This window comes from Streptomyces sp. V4I23 (assembly GCF_030817975.1).
Lineage (GTDB): Bacteria > Actinomycetota > Actinomycetes > Streptomycetales > Streptomycetaceae > Streptomyces.
On the sequence record NZ_JAUSZW010000004.1, the window covers coordinates 845460 to 862487 of the forward strand.

Here is a 17028-nt window from a genome sequence, read left to right on the forward strand (position 1 = left end):
ACTGCCTCGCCCACGACCCGGCGGTGGTCGACCTCGCGATCACCGCCTTCGGCGTGGATGGCCTCGTTCTCGCGCTGACCAGCAGAAGCTCGCCGCGCTCCGCTCCTGTCGGCGGGCCACCGGGCAACTCGCCCCGCGTCAGGACGCTTGAAGGCATACGCCGACTCGTCACCCATCACCCGCGCGTCCGGCAAGAAGTCCGCCATCACCAGACGGTGGATGAAGAGCGACCGGCTCACCACGCCGGCTACCTCTGCGCCTTCGCCTCACTACGGGCATCCGCCGGTGCCAACGCCCACTACCGAGGCCGACGCCGACGCCGACGCCGACGCCGACGCGAACAAGGCGACTGGTACGCGGCGGCCCAGCGCAACCTCTTCAACCGCATGATCGGCCAGCTCTACCACTGCCTTCAGAAGCGAGAACTTTCGAGGAACAGTCCGCGTTTCCGACACCACTGCTGTCAGAAGTGGCAGCCGCGTGACCAGCGGACACGTCTTGCCAGCGGTGGCGACACCAGCCGATCATTCACCCATGAGACCCGAAGTGCAGGCGTTCGTCGCCGACGGCCCGCTCCCCGACTGGGATGCGAGCGGAGAGGAGATCGACAGGCGCGTCGAGCAGCTCGACGCGATCCCAAGGCCGGTCACGGGAGAGGAAGCCCGAGCGCTCGTCTCCTGCTTCGGCCCGGACGACTGCTACGGCGTCGCGTGGACCCTGCTGCACCTCATCGAGACCGGCCCGAACCCCGTCCTGACCACCGACCCAGGACCCGACGCCAACGAGTGGCACCAGCGGCTCTACGACCGCGCCGTGAACGGAGGAGTCATCCCGACAATTGACGGCATAGCAACGTGAGATGTCTGGAGGTGGTGCAGCCGCTCGGCGGTGAGCTCCAGGGATTGCACGTCCGTACGTGACTCCTTCAGGTCCCGCAGTGCTGTCAGGTCGATCGCCGACCGGGGCGCGCTCTCCTGACGGTCCGGCACTGAGGCGGGATCGGTGTCCTGTTGCGCGAGCAGCTGCTCGGACATCGCGGCACCGGTTCGCCAACCGTATCCGGGCGAGGCACCACCGTCCACGCCCTGCTGGAAGCCGGTCATAGTCGACACTCGATCGGCCGTCAGCTCCATATGACCCACCGCACGGTCAAGAGCCTCGCCGACGCTGCGAGGCCGGAAGACCTCTTCCGCGGGCAGTGGCAGTACAACCGGACCTCCGCCTTGGACGAGTGCAAGCCCTACTTGGACGACCGTTGGGACGAGGGGCTGCACCAATGCATGGGAGCTCTGTGAGGAGATCATCCCGCTCGGATACCAGGGCAGTTACGGCATTGTCAGCGCCTACATCGGAAAGGAGCGCACCTCATCCCGCCCAATCACCGCACAGCCGCCGGCCCCTCGGGTGGTCACCAGGTGGATCCTCAGACGCCCGGAATCCCTCACCGAGATCGAGCAACTCCGGCTCAAGCCCGTCCTGGCCAACTGCCCCGAGCTTGATGCCCTCACGGGCCACGTCCAGTCCTTCGCAACCATGCTCGCCGAGCCCCAGGGCAGACGGCTGTCCGAGTGGCTCGATGCCGTCCGCAAAGACGACCTGCCCAGCCTTCATACCCTCGCCGCGGGCATCGGACCGTGACCGTGACGCCGTCATCGCCGGCCTCACCTTGCCTTGGAACTCGCCGTTGTCGAAGGACCAGCAGCACCAAGATGCTCAAGCGCCAGATGTTCGGCCGCGCAGGCTTCAAGCTGTTGCGGAAGCGAGTACTACATGCCTGAGCCGACCGGCCGAGTCGCGGCCGCTTCAGGAGCCGGAAGCCGTGGGCTGGGTCGGTGGAGGTAGCCGTCACTCGGGCAGCCGGCATCCGGGTCCCCAGTCGGACACATCACAGGGTCGTCTTCGTCACCGAAGAGGTAGGTGTCCACCTCGCAGTCGTCGGCGGAGAAGACGGGCAGCCGCCCTGCACTCGGCCTCTTCGGCCGAAGCCCAACCATATTTGAACGCGCTCAAAATTGGGTGGTGGTCTGCCGTCAAGGGTGCATTGCGGAGTACGGAGCCGCGGTGCCAGGGCGCCACCTCCAACAATCACTCAGCGTGTCCCCTTCACGGAAGGCGAGCCAGAACCTCAGCTTCGACACTCAGTTGTTCATGACTTCGGGAGGCACTTCCACTGTGCCGTGTTCGACGTTCGCGAGAAGCGACAGCGCTCCGGTGCCCCTCCAGGGGACGGAGGCGTCACCGGGATACGAGCAGTGGGTTGCCCAGTTCGTCGATGAGTCGGCGGTACGTCTCGAAGGCCGGCTTGGGGGTGTAGTCGTCGCGCAGGAGACCGAAGCGGTGGAAGAGCCCCGCTGCGCCGCTGTCGGCGTCCCGCAGGGCGAAGAACGAGTAGCCGTCGATGTTCAGGTCGGCCGCGAGCGCGGCCACGGTCCGGACGACGAGGTCAAGAACCGCTGCCTGCCGCTGCTCGGGACGGTCGGGACCGGTGGGCCAGCCGTTCTCGCAGACGCGGATCGCAACCGTGTCCGGGATGCCGGCCTTCGGCAGGTCGGTGCGCCGGAAGGCGGTGAGAACCGCGGTGACCGCTGCGGCCAGCCGGTCGGGGGCGATGGGGCGGAAGACGTCGGGGAAGAAATCCAGGCCAACGTAGTCCAGGCTCTCCAGGAAGCATGCGTCGGCCAGGGCGGCGAGCTCGCTCCAGAAGGTATCGGCCGGATCGAAGGTCGGCACGGCGTTGAAGCCGACCGCCAGCGTGTGGCCCAGGGCGCGGGCTTCCTGCTTGGCCGTGACGACTCCCTGGACAAGGGCGTTCAGGACGTTCGGGATGCTGCCGTCGAGGGCGGGGAGGTCGGCGTTCGGCTCCTCGCAGATCTGCAGGGATGCCAGGTGCGGTCCGTGAGTCCGGACGGTTTCACGGACGAACTCCAGCCACTCGTCCAGGCGGCCGGTCGGCTCCCGGAAGGTCAGCACGAGGTCGAGTTTGCGTCCGCGCTCAAGGTAGCTCTGCGGGTTGGCGGGGGCGGGCGGCTCCTGCGGTGTCACGGTGGCGGCGAACGGGCGGTAGGCGCGGACCGACAGTGCGGCAGCGGTGCCCTGCAGCGTGTCGAGTGCGTCGGTGATGCGGTCCGGCAGGTCCGGTCGGACCGGGTGGACGATTCCGTTGTCGTCGCCCAGGAGCCCGCCCGGGTAGATGCCGAAGGTCAGGGCCATGGTCGTCACACTCCCCCTGAATCTTGGTGTCACCACAAGTTTGGAGTGACACTATCATTCGGAGTGTGGGACTTCGAGAGAGCAAGAAGCAGCAGACCCGCACGACGATTGCCGACGCGGCGCTGCCGCTGTTCCTGGAGCACGGCTTCGACCAGGTCACAGTCGCCGACGTGGCGCGACACGCGGGTGTGTCCACCAACACCGTGTTCAACTACTTCTCCACCAAGGAGGACCTCTTCTTCGACCGCCAGGCCGAGGCCGAAGGCCATCTCGCCGCGCTGGTGCGCGACCGGGCACCCGGGACCTGTCCGGTGGAGGTCGTCCGCGACGACCTGCTGGCCGCCCTGCAGCAGAACGAGCCCACGCTGGGCCTTCACCCCGGCGCCCTCAGGTTCTGGCAGGTCATCCATGACAGCCCCGCCCTGCGCGCCCGCGAACGCGAGATCGGCGAACGCGCCGAGGCCCAACTTGCGACCGCCCTGGCCGAGCATCCGCCGAGCACCGTCGGCGCACCGGACACCATCGACCCCCCCGGGCCCGCGCTTCTCGCGGGCGCCATCGCCGGGACGTACCGGGCGGCCCTGCGTGAGATCCAACGGCGCATCGTTTCCGGCGAACCCCCGGCACGCGCGCGCGACGCGGTCGCCCCGGCAGTACTCCGGGCATTCAACTGGCTGCGTCTCGGACTGTACGCGGACGCTGGTGAACAGACGCCACAGGAGCGGCAGCCTCCTCGGTGGCCTCCCGAAGATCAGTGAGAGCCCTGGGGCAGCCAGGAGGACCGCCGGAGCGCGGCCTGTCCTTCCCTGCTGTCGCCGTCGCTCGGCCCCGGTGGACGGTTCAGGTCTTGGAGTCCACTCCGCCGCGCTTCCGCTCGACGATGGGCCTCGAGCACCGCGTGGTGCAGCACGAGATTGCCACTCCCGGCTTCCTGCACGGTGAAGGCGGGGCCGCACAGTCTGGCGCCGGCCCAGAGCGACTGCAGCTCGGCGGACCAGAGCGACACCGATTCCGGAGGCTTCGGACAGTCCGCGGGCAGGGTCGTTCATGAGTGGTCCTTCCGGGTCCGGAGCGAGTGGTAGCCGCGCAGGGCGGGCGCGCGCCTGTGCGAGCGTGGCTCCGCCGCGGACGGCCTCGACGATGGCCTCTTTCCATGCGGTCGATGCGCCCGGCCATGGCGGCGACCTCGTCCCAGCGGGCGGCCGGGACGACCACGGCGCCGTCGCCGTCGGCCACGAGGATGTCGCCGGGGTCGATGACGACCTGGTCGATGGTGACGGGCGTCTGGACCGCGGCCACTCGCCCGGCCACGCGGTACGACGGCGAGACCGGTCTCGTCGGCGTCGACGATGTCGCCCTGGTGGACCGTGAGTCCGGCGACTTCGACCAGCTCGCCGGCGGAGCGCTGCTGCCCCCTCGCCGTGGCGACGCCGTGCCGGACATCGAGATCCGTACTCAGGAGATCGACACGCACGAGGCCGCAGCCGGCCTGCTCGACCGCACGCTCGACTGGGCGATCGTGCGCAAGACGGCGCCGGTACGCGGCACCACGGCGACCTCGCTCCTCGTCGACCGGTTCGTCGCGGCCCTTCCCGCCGATCACCCGGCGGCCGGCACCGCCGTTCCGCTGGACCTGGCGGAGCTCTCGGGTGACACGTGGGTGTGGCTTCACCGCAACATCTCGCCCGACTACCACGACGCCATGGCTTCGATGTGCCGAACCGCCGGTTTCAGCCCTCTCCCGGCCCACTGGGCACGGTCGGTGACCTCGGAGATCGCCATGGTCGAGTGCGGTCTCGGTGTCACCGTCGTGCCCGCCGCGGCCGCCGCGGTGCGCCGTGCAGTCAGGTTCCGACCGCTCAGTCACGGGACGGCGGCCATCGGGCTCACCGCCATGACCAGATCCGATCCCGACGCGCTGGTCCGGCGACTCACCGCGCTCACCACGCGGCTGACCGCGGCACAGGCACCGCCGCCGCCCGCCTGACCGACAGGGCGGCCGCGGTGAGCTGTTCCGCCCTTGCGGGTCCTGACCTCTGCCGGGCCGGCGTCGGAGGTGTACGGAGAAGCCGTACGCCCCGGTGTCGGCCCGCCGCCGTTTCCGCCGCGGTCAGCCCGCGTCCTCCAGCCTCCGCAAGCGCTCCGCGTCACAGGTCCGGGGACACGTCGAGCACGCCCGGGCGCCGTCGAAGGTGTAGTACATGCAGCAGCCCAGGCGTGTGCGGGTCGGGTGCCGCCGCCCGTCTCGACCTGCCAGCCGGCGGAAGTCGGCGCCGCCGGGGAAGGGCGGGACGGCCGTCGGAAGCAGCTCGGTCGCGGCCCGGATCGCCCGGTCCTCCTGGTCGAGCATGCGGCCGAGGTACCAGATCCCGGAGACAAGGTCGTCGCCGGCCATGCCCCACAAGGCCCTTGGCCTGCGGCGCGCATGGGGCCCGACAGCCGCCAGCAAGGGGCCTACGTGGTCGGCGACGGCGGCGCGCAGCTCGGCGCGCAGCGCCTCCTCGTGTGCCACCACCCGGACACCGGGCATCCCGGCCGCCGGGTCGTCGGGCAGGCAGGCGAAGTCGGAACCCGGGACGATCTCGAACGCGGCCGCCGCGACGTCGATGCGGACATCCTGCGGGGCGATGCGCGGCACGCGCCGCTCCAGGTACCAGGGGCCGCTCATCAGCAGACTGACGGACCAGAGGTAGTCGTGCAGGGCGCGGGAGGCGGCGACGTCCCTGCGGGGCGCATGTCTGTGATGTTCCCGGATGCGGGCGGACTCGGCGTCGATGAAGGCGTCCAGCGCTTTCTCGTTCCGCGTCAGTTCGGCCCCGTCGAGGAGCGCTTCGGGTGCCACGGAAGCGATCCGCACGTTCAGCGCTTCGCATGAGGCCACGAGTTCGAGGTAAGTACGGGCGAGCGCGGAGGCCGCGGTCACGACGGGGCCGGCGGTCGCGGTCCCTGTGGCCATGGTCATCGGCAGTCCTTCATGGAGCGGCACGGTAGCTCGGGTGTCACAAATGAAAAGGTAAGCCTTACCTTAGTCGAGCGCCCGCCCCGGCGATCAAGGGGGTGACTTCCGCGAGTCGCACGGAAGTTGATAACTTAGGGTTGCCTAACTTCGGCTGCCGCGCCGAGGACGAAGGCCGGTCGGTGCCTGCGCCGCCGCCGGCCTCTCCCCACGCCGCCCGTCCCCACGTCCTCGACTCGGAAGGGGCCACCGCCCATGCGGTTGTACCTGCTCGCACTGAACCCCACCGACTCGGTCACCGAAGGCTTCCTCCCCGCCGCAGCACGGCTCGGCCTCGACGTCACCGTGCTCACCGACCAGCCCCGGGCCCACCGCCGCACGTACCCGGACATCGAGGTCCTGGAGTGCGACGTACGCGACTTCCGCGCGCTCATCACCCGGCTCGCGACCCACCACACACCCGACGCCGTCTTCACCAACAGCGACCACCTGCAGACCCAGGCCGCTCTCGCCGCCGACTACTTCGGGCTCCCCGCCAAGCCCTGGCAGGCCGCGCTGCGCGCCAAGGACAAGGCGCACATGCGCCGCCACCTCGCCGCGACCGGGGCCGACACGGTGTGGTCGGCCGAGCTGGCCGCCGGCCAGGACCCGGCCGTACTCACCGGCCTCGACGTGCCGTTCCCGTGCGTCGTCAAGCCCCGCGAGGGCGTGGCCAGCGAGGACGTGGTGCTCGCCGACGGCCCCGAGGACCTCCTGCTGCGCTGCAAGGAGATCCAGGAGCGGCGCCCGGAAGCGGCACTGGTCGTCGAGGAGTACCTCGCCGGTGAGCTGTACACCCTCGAGACGCTCGGCGACGGCCGCGTACGGCACGTCCTGGGCGGCTTCCACACCGAGCTGTCCGCCCCGCCGTACTTCGTCGAGGAGCGGCTGACCTTCGTCGCCGCCCACCCCGAGCCGGTCGTGGAGCAGATCCTCGCCCAGCTCGACGCGCTCGGCGTCGGCTTCGGCGCGTGCCACACCGAGTTCGTGGTGCACAAGGGCCGCGCCCGCATCATCGAGGTCAACTACCGTGCCATCGGGGACCAGTGCGACCTGCTGCTGGCCCAACTGCTGGAGATCCCGCTCTTCGAGCACATACTCCGTACGCACCTGGGCGAGCCGCTGCCCGCCGACCTGGGCGCCCGTACCGACGGCGCGGCCCGGCTCGAATGCCCTTGCGCCGACAGGGCCGGCACGCTGACATCGGCCCCGGCGGCCGCCGATCTCGTCGTGGACGGTGTGAACCTGACGTACCGGCCACTACGCGAGGTCGGCGAGCGGCACGGTCTGTACCACACGAACCGCGACTACCTCGGCGTGGTCCGGGCCACCGGCACCGACCAGGGAACCGTCGACCGGGTCGTGGCCGACTTCCTCGCCGCTCAGCGCTGGGAGTTCACCCCATGACGGTGACCACCACAGCCGTCGGCACGGAGGCGGACCTGCTGCTGCGCGTGCTCGGCGCGCTGCTGCGCGAGGACGTCGCAGGCCTGCGCACCCGCTCCACGCCGGTGGAGCGGGAGGACGGCCTCTGGCTGCGGCTCCCCCACGACGCGGACGGTGACGCCCTGCTGCTCCCGGTCGCCGAGGACGGCTTCCAGAGCAGGTACACCGCGCGACTGCCGCGGCTCGTACGGGAGTCGGACGGCCGTGAGCTTGCGTCCCACGACGATGTCCTCGCCGCCTTGAGCGCGCACGCGCACCCCGACGACCGGGCCGGCTTCGACGCCTTCGCCGAGGAGTGCCGCCAGACCCTGGCCACCATGCGGCTGCACGCCCGCACCCGCGAGCAGGTCACCGGCCGTCTCACCGGCCGTCACGGCGCCGACCCCGCCGACTGGACGGGCCTTGCCGGCGGACTCGCCCACGACACCCTCGCCGCCCGCCATGACCACCCGGTCTACCCCACCGCGCGAGGACGCTCCGGCCTGGACGAAGAGCAACTTCGCGCCTACGCACCCGAGTTCCACCCCCGCTTCGCGCTGCGCTGGATCGCCGTGCCGCGCGAGGACGTCACCGTCCCGGGTGGCACCGCCCGGCTTCCCGACCGGTGGCCCACGCCGGCGATCCTCGGCCTCCCGGAGCTCTTCCACAGCCATATCGCCCTCCCCGTCCACCCGCTCACCGTCGGAGCGCCCCTGCGCGAGGCACTGCGGGCGACGGGCCTCCGGGACCGCGCCGTGCTCGCCGACCACCCGTATCTCGAGGCCGTACCGACCCTGTCGATGCGTACGGTGGCTCTCGCCGCCGACCCGGCCCTCCACCTCAAGCTGCCGCTCGCCACCGCCACCCTGGGCCTGCGCAACCGCCGCACCATCAAACCGGGCACCCTCGTCGACGGCGCCGCCTGCCAGCGCCTGCTGGGAACGGTGGTCGCCCGCGAGCCGCGCTTTTGCGACACGGTTCTGCACGCCGACGAGACGGTGTACGCCCACGCCGGGCACGAACTCCTCGCCGTACTCGCCCGCCGCTACCCCGCCGGACTCGACGCCGCCGTCGTCACGCCCATGGCCGCCCTGCTGAGCGAGGCACCGAGCGGCGCAATGGTGATCGACCACCTCGCCGACCGCTTCTACGGCGGCGACCCGATCGCGCTGCTCGACGCCTGCCTCACCCTGCTCTTCGACTGGCAGACCACGCTCTTCGGCTACGGCATCGCGCTGGAGTCCCACCAGCAGAACGTCTCCGTCGTCCTGGACCGGGACGGGGAGAGCCGAACACGTCTACGGCTGCTGCTCAAGGACAACGACGGGCCGCGGATCAACACCGCCCGCATGCGAGAGGCGCTGGGAGCCGACGCCCCGGAGCCGTCCGACTTCGACGACGCCCGGATCTTCGGCGAGGACGACAGGCCGGTCACCGACCTGTTCACCACCATTACCGTCCACCTGTGCACCGGGGCCTACGCCTTCGGGCTCGCCCGGCAGGGCCGCGCCCCGCTGGGAACGCTGCTGGATCTCGTACGCGACCGGCTCACCGAGGCCGTCGACCGGCTCGGTACCGGGGCCGGGAAGCCGGGCGGGATCCTGCGCGCCCATGTGCTCGACGCCCACGAGCTGCCGGTCAAGGCGATGGTCACCGCGGGAACGCTGCTCACCAAGGAGCGTTCGGGGGCAGCGGACATCAACAAGCACTACACCACCGGCCCCAACTACCTCCTGCGGGCGGCGATGGCACGATGAGCGCCCCCGCGCTCCCCAAGCCCCTGGCCGGCCACGGCAAACGCCGCCCTCCGTCCCTGAACCTCCGTTCTCTCCGCATCCGCTGGAGCCGTTCATGCCGCTGACCGATTCGATCGGTGCCACCCCCGTCTCCGCCACCCCCAGCGGGCTTCCCACCGCGGACGACGCCGTGGCCCACACCCTCCTCAACTGCCTGGTGCGGGAGATGCCCGGCCCTGAGCACCGGACCGTCACCGACGGCCACCTGCTGCTGCGTCTGCCCCGCCGCGGCGTACTGCTGCGCGTCGCCCTGCGCCGCACGTCGCTGCTGGGCGCGCACCGCTTCACCGGGCCGGTGCGGGAGCAGCGCGACGGCGACTGGAGGGAGATCGACTGGCGGCGCCTCGCCGCGTACACGCAGGACGAGTTGTCGTCGCGCACGGGCGTGCGCAACGAGGAGTTCCTGGACCAGATCGCCTCCAGCCACCAGGCGGTCGCGGCCGCCCTCGGCGTACGCGCCGCACGGCCCCAGCCGCGCGCCGGCGTCATGGACGGCCTCGCCACCTATCTGGCCTCCGAGCAGTCGCTGCTGTTCGGCCATCGCTTCCACCCCACCCCCAAGGCACGCAGCGGCGACCCCGCCTCATGGCTGTCGTACGCGCCCGAGACCGGGGTCTCCTTCCCCCTCCGCCACCTCGCGGTGCGCGAGCATCTCATCGCGCAGGAGACCGCCGAGCGCGGCTCGGCCGACGTGCTCGACCGGCTGCGTCCCGACGTCCCGGCCGGCTACCGGCTGCTGCCGGCCCACCCGTGGCAGTACGAGATGCTGAGCGCACACCCCGGGCTGCGCGAGGCCGTCGAGCGGGGCGACATCCTGGAACTGGCCCCGGCCGGGAAGCCGTTCGCCGCCACCGCGTCCGTGCGCACCCTGTACGACGGCGAGACGTTCCTGAAGTTCAGCCTGAACGTCCGCATCACCAACTGCCTGCGCAAGAACGCCAGTTACGAGCTGTCCGGCGCGGTGGCCATGACCCGGCTGCTGGGGCCGGTCCTGAACGCCATGGCCACCCGCTTCCCCGGCAGCGCCGTGCTCCGCGAGCCCGCCTACCGAAGCCTGCTTCTGCCGGGGCCCGACGGTGCTCCGGACCGCGCCCTGCTCGAAGGCTTCGGCGTGATCGTCCGCGAGGGCCTTGCGGCGAGGCTGTTGCCGGGCACCACCCCGCTGCTCGCGGCGGCCGTCGCCGACGAGTACCCGACCGGTCCCGGCCACATCTCCCGGCTCCTCGAAGGGGCAGGGCCGGGGACCGCCCTCGACTGGTGGTCGGCGTACCTGAAGCTGCTCGTCCCACCCGTCCTGGCCGGGTACTTCGACCACGGCCTGGTCCTGGAGCCGCACCTGCAGAACGTCCTCGTCTGCGTCGACGAAGAGGGCATGCCCGCCCAAGTCCTCTTCCGCGACCTGGAGGGCACCAAGCTCGTCCCCGAGCACCACGCCGACGCCCTCGACGGGCTGCCCGCCGCGGTCGCCGGCCCCATGACGTACGACGCCGAGCGCGGCTGGGACCGGGTCGTCTACTGCCTGCTGGTCAACCACGTCGCCGACATGCTCGCCGCCCTCGCCGACCTGCATCCGCAGACCGAGCGCGCCCTGTGGGCCGAGGTCCGGGCCACCCTCCAGGCGTATGCGGACCGGTACGGCTGCCCGCCGCGGCTCGCCGCGCTGCTCGCGGGCGTACCGCTGCCCGCCAAGGCCAACCTGCTGACGCGCTGGGAACGCAAGGCCGACCGCGAAGCCGGTTACGTCCGCCTGCCCTCGCCGCTCGCCGAGGACGTGCTGTCCGAAACGGTCCATGACCACGACACCTGGAGCGACGCCCGATGACCGCCCCCACCGCCGCGGTGCGTGACCGCGTCCTGTCCCTGCCCGCCGACGAGCTCCCGGCGTACGTCTACGACCTGGCGGCGCTGCGCGAGCACGCAGCCGCCGTGCGGGCGGCCCTGCCCGAGCACGTCGAGCTGTACTACGCCGCGAAGGCCAACCCGGAGCCGGAGATCCTCGCCGCGCTGGGCCCGTACGTCGACGGCTACGAGGTCTCCTCGGGTGGGGAGCTCGCCCACGTCCGCAAGGCGGTACCGGGCCGCCCGCTGGCCATCGGCGGCCCCGGCAAGACGCCGGCCGAGATCGCCTCGGCCCTGGAACTGGGCGTGGAACGCTTCCACGTCGAGAGCATGTACGAGCTGCACATGCTGGCGGAGCTGGCCCGGCGGGCGGACGCGATGGCCGGGGTCCTGCTCCGCTTCAACCTCGCGGTGTCCGACGGCTCACTGGCGGACAGCTCGCTGGCGATGGGCGGCCGGCCCACCCCGTTCGGCCTCGACCCGGCCGACGCCGACACGGCCGTCCGCCTGCTCAGCGACGGCACGTACCCGCATCTGGGGCTGCGCGGCGTCCACGCCCACCTGGCCAGCGGCCTGCGCGCCCCCGAACAGCTCGCGGTCGCCGAATCCATCGTGACGTGGGCGACGGAGCTGGCCGCCCGCCACCGCGTCCGCCTCGCCGAGGTGAATGTCGGCGGCGGCATGACCGTCGACTACGCCGCGCCCGACCAGCGCTTCGACTGGACGGCGTACGGAGTCGGGCTCGCCCGCCTCGCGGCCGCCCATCCCGCCCTCACCCTGCGCATCGAGCCGGGCCGCGCCCTGACCGCGTACTGCGGTTGGTACGCCACCGAGGTGCTGGACGTGAAGCACAGCCACGGTGAGGAGTTCGCCGTCGTCCGCGGCGGCACGCACCACCTGCGCACCCCGGCGACCAAGGGTCACGACCAGCCCTGCTCCGTCCTCCCGGTGGACACCTGGCCCCACCCCTGGCCCCGTCCGGCTGCCCAGCAGGACCGGGTCACGCTGACCGGCCAGCTGTGCACCCCCAAGGACCTCCTGGCCCGTCACGTCCCGGCACCGGGTCTGCGCGCCGGCGACCGGGTGGCATTCGCCCTCGCGGGTGCCTACGCGTGGAACATCTCGCACCACGACTTCCTCATGCACCCCCGGCCCGGCTTCCACTTCCTCGACCGGACAGGAGCCTGACCGGGGCCCGTGCGACGGGGGCGAGGCGACTCCCTCGGCACATCGCGGCCACGCCGCGCTGCGGCGCCAGGACGGCTTTCATTGAGAGATCTCTCCCTGGAACCCTCATTCCCCCGGAGGCTGTGCTCCCCCCTCCCGCCCCCTGAACTCGGAAAGCGATCACACGCATTCCGGTGGGATACCTTCCGCGGGCAGGTCCTGTCGCCGCTTCACTGACTTGTCCGCGCCGCATGGGCCCGCAAAAGGATGATTCCTTCCTGAGAGGGCGACAGCCAGGGCGGAAACCCTCCCCCTCACCCTGCCGGCGAACGGTGCCGGACTCGGCGCACATGACGACACAGGCCAGTGGTGTCGGAGACGACGGCCCGGCAGCCGCCGCCGTCCACACGGCACTCCCCAGTGGGCGACATATTCCCTGTTCCTGGACGTTCCTGTGCCGGCGCCCCCGCCCTTTTCTGCTGATGCCGGTGCGTCTTTGCTGTCCGCGGAAATCAGGTGCCGAATGGATTGGGGGGAGAAAGTTCTCCCTGCCACCGGCACCGCGGATGATGTCAGACTTCCCGCGTGACCAGCCGCGGCTCTCTGAGCGTGCTGCTTCCGGGGTCCTGCGGCGACGACGCGGGCCCACGTCCGGCCAAGCCTCTGTGCAAGGCCGAATCCGTCCGCGATTCGAAAGCGTGCGTATGTCCACTGAGCTGAATGATTCTGCCGTTGAACCTCCCACCGATTGCGGCGATTCCTCCTCGGCGCCCACCCGGCGCACCTTCATCGCCACGACCGCTGCGGTCGGTGGTGCCGTGGTCGCGGGCAGCCTGATCGCAGGATCGCCCCTCATCGGAGCAGAGGAGGCGGCCTCATCCGAGGCACCGCCCACCAGCAGCATCACCCTGACCGTCAACGGCACCCGACACAACGTCACCGTCGACAACCGCACCTCACTGCTTGATCTGTTGCGCGAGCACTTCGGCCTCACCGGCTCCAAGAAGGGCTGCAATGCCGGCGCCTGCGGCGCTTGCACGGTGCTGGTGGACGGCCGGCGGGTCAACTCCTGCCTGACCCTCGCGGTCCGTCTGGAGGGTGCTGAGGTCACCACGATCGAGGGTCTCTCCGTCGGTGACCAACTGCACCCGTTGCAGCAGGCGTTCATCGACGAGGACGCCTTCCAGTGCGGCTACTGCACTCCCGGGCAGATCATGTCCGGCGTCGGCTGCATGCAGGAGGGCCACACCGGTTCGCCGGAAGAGATCCGTGAGTGGATGAGCGGCAACATCTGCCGCTGCGGCTGCTACGTGAAGATCGTGCGCGCGGTCGAGCAGACGGCCGGCCGGAACTGAAGGAGCGGCCGAATGTATCCCTTCTCCTACACCAAAGTCTCCGGCACCGGTGCGGCGCTTGCGGCGGGCCGGCGTGGTGGCCGGTACATCGCCGGGGGCACCACGCTGGTCGACCTGATGCGCGAGACCGTCGAGCGGCCTGAGACGCTGGTCGACATCAGCGGCCTGCCGCTGGGCGAGGTCACCGTCACCGAGCGTGGCGGGCTGCGCATCGGTGCGTTGGTGACCATGTCCGAGGCCGCCGCCCATCGCAAGGTGCGCACCCTGTATCCCGTCGTCTCCGAGGCGCTGGAGCTGAGCGCGTCGGCCCAGCTGCGGAACATGGCGACCATCGGCGGCAACATCATGCAGCGCACTCGTTGCACGTACTTCCGTGATGTGACCGCCGCCTGCAACAAGCGCGAGCCCGGTTCGGGGTGTGCCGCCCGTGAGGGCTTCAACCGCATGCACGCCGTCCTCGGCACCTCCGACTCCTGTGTGGCCACCCATCCCTCCGATGTCGCCGTGGCGTTCGCGGCACTGGAGGCGACGGTGCACCTGCTGGGCCCGGACGGGGAGCGCACCGTCCCCTTCACGGACTTCCTGCTGCGGCCGGGCAGCAGCCCCGACCGTGAACAAGCCCTTCGAAGGGGCGAGTTGATCACGGCGGTGGAGATTCCCGCTCTTCCGCGTCCGCTGAAGTCCGGCTATCTGAAGGTGCGCGACCGGCAGTCCTACGAGTTCGCGCTGACCTCGGCGGCGGTGGCGCTGCATGTGCGCGGCGGGGTGATCCGTGAGGCGAAGGTCGCCGCCGGTGGCGTGGGCACCGTGCCGTGGAAGCTGCCCGCGGTCGAACAGCGCCTCGTCGGTGAGCGCCCGTCCGAGGCCCTGTGGGCCGCTGCCGCCGCGCGGGCGGCGGAGGGAGCCCGCCCGCTCGCCCACAACCGGTTCAAGGTCGAGCTGCTGCAGCGGACCGTGGAACGCCAGCTGCGTATCGTAGGAGAGAACGCATGAGTCCCCAGCCACAGGCAGCCGTTGGTGCGCCGCTGTCCCGGGTGGACGGCCGGGCGAAGGTCACCGGTCGGGCGCTGTATGCCGCCGAGCACGATGTCGATGGTGCGGTGCACGCCGTCATCGTGGATGCGAGTATCGGCCGCGGCCGCATCACCTCGATCGACGCCCGTGATGCCGAGGCCCACCGGGGTGTGCTGCGGGTGATCCACCACGGCAACGCGCCGCGGCTGCCCTACCGTGACAACGCCGGGTCGAACAACCCGGCCGGCCGCAGGCTGCGCGTGTTCCAGGACGACCGGGTGCTCTTCCACGGTCAGCCGGTCGCCGTCGTGGTGGCCAGCACCCTGGAGGCCGCGCAGCACGGCGCGAGTCTGGTCGTGGTCGAGTATGACGCCGAGCGGTCCTCGACCGATCTGGCCGAGGCGGAGCCGGGCGAGCCGACGAACTACGCGCGTGGTGATGTCGAGGTGGGACTGCGTGAGGCGGCCGTGCGGCTGGATCTGACGTACCACTTGGCGCGCAACCACCACAATCCGATGGAGCCGCACGCCACCATCGCCCGCTGGAACGGCAACAAGCTCACCGTCTGGGACAAGACCCAGTGGGTGATGGGCACGCGGGACGAACTCGCCGCAGTGTTCGATCTGTCCGCGGACTCGGTGCGGGTCGTCTCGCCGTTCGTCGGCGGCGGCTTCGGCAGCGGACTGCGATGCTGGCCGCACGTCCCCATCGCCGCCCTGGCGGCGCGGGAGACGGGCCGTCCGGTCAAGCTCGTACTGAGCCGCAAGCAGATGTTCTTCGGTGTCGGCTTCCGGCCCTCCTACGAGTACCGTCTGCGCGTGGGCGCCGACGGGCGGGGCCGGCTTGTCGCCATGGACCACGAGATGGACCACGAGACCTCCTCGTACGAGACGTTCGTCGAGGGCGTGATGGACCCGGGCCGGATGCTCTACAGCACGCCGAACGTGAGCCAGGCGTACCGGACGGTGCCGCTCGATGTGAGCACCCCGATCTGGATGCGTGGCCCGGGCCCTGCGACGGCGTCCTACGTGATCGAGTCGGCGCTGGACGAACTCGCCAACGAGCTCGGTATCGATCCGATCGAGCTGCGCCGACGCAACGAGCCGGCCGAGGACGAGTCGTCCGGACTGCCGTGGTCCACCCGCCGGCTGCGCGAGTGCTACACCGTGGGCGCCCGTGAGTTCGGCTGGGACCGCCGGCCCACCAGGCCGCGCTCGCGGCGGGAGGGCGACTGGCTGATCGGCATGGGTATGGCCGCGGGTGTCTACCACACCGCGCGTATGCCTGCCGAAGCCCGGGTCCGACTGGACGCCGACGGCACGGCTGTGGTCGAGACCGCGTCCAGTGACATGGGGCCGGGTACCTACACGTCCCAGACCCAGGTCGCCGCCGACGCGCTCGGGCTGACCATGCGCGCGGTGACTTTCCGGCTCGGCGACTCCCTCTACCCGCAGACCGGGCCGCACGGCGGCTCGATGACCATGGCGAGTGTCGGCTCCGCCGTCCTCGACGGCTGCAACCGGGTCCGCGAGCAGGCGGTCAAACTGGCGATCGAGGACGAGGAGTCGCCGCTGTACGGCGTGGCCGCAGAGGACGTCGTGGTGCGCAGCGGCCGACTGCACGTAAGGAACAACACGGCTCGGGGCGAGACGTACCAGCGGCTGCTGACCCGCAACAACCGCTCCCGCCTCGAAGCGCACGGCTCCTACGCCGGGCCGCCGTCGTCCGAGCGGCACTCCTTCCACGCCTACAACGCGACCTTCGCCGAGGTGGCCGTCGACGCCACGCTGGGCGTGGTGCGGGTGCGGCGGGTGCTCGGCGTGTACGACGCGGGCCGCATCATCAGCCCCAAGCTCGCCGACAGCCAGGCGATCGGCGGCATGGTGGGCGGCATCGGCCAGGCACTGCTGGAACACACGGTCACCGACCACCGCGACGGCCGGATCGTGAACGCCGGCCTTGCCGACTACCTCGTCCCCGTCAACGCCGACGTCTCCGACCTCACGGCGATCTACCTGGACGGCGAAGACCGCGAGGCCGACCCGCTCGGCGTCAAGGGACTCGGCGAGGTCGTCATGGTCGGCGTGGCCCCGGCCATCGCCAATGCGGTCTTCAACGCCACCGGCCGCCGCATCCGGGAACTGCCCATCACCGCCGAGGCGTTGCTCTGACCCGTGCACCCATGACCGTGCACGCCCGTACGTCCGGCAGGCCCACACCGCCCGGC

The 17028-nt window shown here is 70.9% G+C and carries 14 protein-coding genes and 1 pseudogene; 12 read left to right on the top strand and 3 right to left on the bottom strand.

Going from position 1 to position 17028, the window contains the following annotated elements:
* Positions 1–147: 147 nt before the first annotated feature.
* The 3 genes and pseudogenes from QFZ82_RS05970 to QFZ82_RS05980 all read left to right on the top strand — a co-directional run.
* Positions 148–484: pseudogene (locus tag QFZ82_RS05970) on the top strand (IS110 family transposase); the annotation flags it as partial.
* A gap of 50 nt (positions 485–534) precedes the next feature.
* Positions 535–858, top strand: coding sequence for a hypothetical protein (locus QFZ82_RS05975; protein WP_307712127.1), 324 nt, complete (start codon positions 535–537; stop codon positions 856–858).
* Positions 859–1404: 546 nt separating this feature from the next.
* Complete coding sequence (locus QFZ82_RS05980; RefSeq protein WP_307712128.1) at positions 1405–1638, top strand: hypothetical protein; 234 nt, start codon at positions 1405–1407, stop codon at positions 1636–1638.
* A gap of 597 nt (positions 1639–2235) precedes the next feature.
* Here the strand turns inward: QFZ82_RS05980 and QFZ82_RS05985 are convergent.
* Positions 2236–3210, bottom strand: a complete 975-nt coding sequence (locus QFZ82_RS05985) for a hypothetical protein (RefSeq protein ID WP_307712129.1) — start codon at positions 3208–3210, stop codon at positions 2236–2238.
* A gap of 65 nt (positions 3211–3275) precedes the next feature.
* On the opposite strand from QFZ82_RS05985, the gene QFZ82_RS05990 reads away from it, so the two are divergent.
* Entirely contained in the window at positions 3276–3968 is a 693-nt protein-coding gene (locus QFZ82_RS05990; protein WP_307712130.1) for a TetR/AcrR family transcriptional regulator, read from the top strand.
* A gap of 82 nt (positions 3969–4050) precedes the next feature.
* Here QFZ82_RS05990 and QFZ82_RS39690 read toward each other — a convergent pair whose 3' ends face one another.
* Entirely contained in the window at positions 4051–4482 is a 432-nt protein-coding gene (locus tag QFZ82_RS39690; RefSeq protein ID WP_373429402.1) for a hypothetical protein, read from the bottom strand.
* Between QFZ82_RS39690 and QFZ82_RS05995 the strand changes: the two genes are divergently transcribed.
* A complete protein-coding gene (locus QFZ82_RS05995) occupies positions 4364–5197 on the top strand; it encodes a LysR family substrate-binding domain-containing protein (protein ID WP_307712131.1) in 834 nt (277 codons plus the stop codon). The genes QFZ82_RS39690 and QFZ82_RS05995 overlap by 119 nt on opposite strands.
* A 123-nt stretch (positions 5198–5320) precedes the next feature.
* Here QFZ82_RS05995 and QFZ82_RS06000 read toward each other — a convergent pair whose 3' ends face one another.
* Positions 5321–6172, bottom strand: coding sequence for a (2Fe-2S)-binding protein (locus QFZ82_RS06000; RefSeq protein ID WP_307712132.1), 852 nt, complete (start codon positions 6170–6172; stop codon positions 5321–5323).
* 249 nt (positions 6173–6421) lie between these two features.
* On the opposite strand from QFZ82_RS06000, the gene QFZ82_RS06005 reads away from it, so the two are divergent.
* From QFZ82_RS06005 to QFZ82_RS06035, 7 genes are all read left to right on the top strand, one after another.
* Positions 6422–7612: an acetyl-CoA carboxylase biotin carboxylase subunit family protein gene (locus tag QFZ82_RS06005; protein WP_307712133.1), complete on the top strand. Its 1191-nt coding sequence runs from the start codon at positions 6422–6424 to the stop codon at positions 7610–7612.
* Positions 7609–9387 carry an IucA/IucC family protein gene (locus tag QFZ82_RS06010; RefSeq protein WP_307712134.1) on the top strand — a complete coding sequence of 593 codons (1779 nt, stop codon included), beginning with the start codon at positions 7609–7611 and terminating at the stop codon, positions 9385–9387. The genes QFZ82_RS06005 and QFZ82_RS06010 overlap by 4 nt, the downstream gene beginning before the upstream one ends.
* A 94-nt stretch (positions 9388–9481) precedes the next feature.
* Entirely contained in the window at positions 9482–11248 is a 1767-nt protein-coding gene (locus tag QFZ82_RS06015; RefSeq protein ID WP_307712135.1) for an IucA/IucC family siderophore biosynthesis protein, read from the top strand.
* Positions 11245–12453, top strand: coding sequence for a type III PLP-dependent enzyme (locus QFZ82_RS06020; protein ID WP_307712136.1), 1209 nt, complete (start codon positions 11245–11247; stop codon positions 12451–12453). Before QFZ82_RS06015 ends, QFZ82_RS06020 begins: the two co-directional genes overlap by 4 nt.
* A gap of 683 nt (positions 12454–13136) precedes the next feature.
* Positions 13137–13787, top strand: a complete 651-nt coding sequence (locus QFZ82_RS06025; RefSeq protein ID WP_307712137.1) for a (2Fe-2S)-binding protein — start codon at positions 13137–13139, stop codon at positions 13785–13787.
* Positions 13788–13799: 12 nt separating this feature from the next.
* Positions 13800–14780: a xanthine dehydrogenase family protein subunit M gene (locus QFZ82_RS06030; RefSeq protein ID WP_307712138.1), complete on the top strand. Its 981-nt coding sequence runs from the start codon at positions 13800–13802 to the stop codon at positions 14778–14780.
* On the top strand, positions 14777–16972 hold the full coding sequence (locus tag QFZ82_RS06035; RefSeq protein ID WP_307712139.1) for a xanthine dehydrogenase family protein molybdopterin-binding subunit: 2196 nt from the start codon (positions 14777–14779) through the stop codon (positions 16970–16972). Before QFZ82_RS06030 ends, QFZ82_RS06035 begins: the two co-directional genes overlap by 4 nt.
* Positions 16973–17028 lie beyond the last annotated feature (56 nt).